Raw genomic sequence first — 521 nt, forward strand, 5'->3', positions numbered from 1 at the left:
GCCATTATTTATGTTTAACGAGTTATCTCGGTAAACATTGCGGAAGTGGCGAAATTGGTAGACGCACTAGATTTAGGTTCTAGCGCCGCAAGGTGTGAGAGTTCAAGTCTCTCCTTCCGCACCATCTCTCTTTATGTTGTTTCATACAACTTAAAGTGACAATCTGAATACGCGGAAGTGGCGAAATTGGTAGACGCACCAGATTTAGGTTCTGGCGCCGCAAGGTGTGAGAGTTCAAGTCTCTCCTTCCGCACCATTCTTCAGTTTGTCTTAAATCTTAGTAATAACTAAGTACTCTGCAGGTCTATCGCCAAGCGGTAAGGCAACGGGTTTTGATCCCGTCATCCCCTGGTTCGAATCCAGGTAGACCTGCCATTATTTATGTTTAACGAGTTATCTCGGTAAACATTGCGGAAGTGGCGAAATTGGTAGACGCACTAGATTTAGGTTCTAGCGCCGCAAGGTGTGAGAGTTCAAGTCTCTCCTTCCGCACCATCTTTCTTTATGTTGTTTCATACAAC

Annotated in this window: 4 tRNA genes; all 4 read left to right on the forward strand. The window is 44.9% G+C overall.

Features of this window, described 5'->3' with window-relative positions:
• Positions 1-39: 39 nt before the first annotated feature.
• The 4 genes from CTN07_RS22655 to CTN07_RS22670 all read left to right on the forward strand — a co-directional run bounded on the left by CTN07_RS22655 (position 40) and on the right by CTN07_RS22670 (position 495).
• Positions 40-124 (forward strand) — tRNA-Leu (locus CTN07_RS22655).
• A gap of 47 nt (positions 125-171) precedes the next feature.
• Positions 172-256 (forward strand) — tRNA-Leu (locus CTN07_RS22660).
• Positions 257-300: 44 nt separating this feature from the next.
• Positions 301-375, forward strand: a tRNA-Gln gene (locus CTN07_RS22665).
• A gap of 35 nt (positions 376-410) precedes the next feature.
• Positions 411-495, forward strand: a tRNA-Leu gene (locus CTN07_RS22670).
• Positions 496-521 lie beyond the last annotated feature (26 nt).

The sequence above is a fragment of the Photobacterium damselae genome (assembly GCF_003026815.1).
Classification (GTDB): Bacteria; Pseudomonadota; Gammaproteobacteria; order Enterobacterales; family Vibrionaceae; genus Photobacterium; species Photobacterium damselae.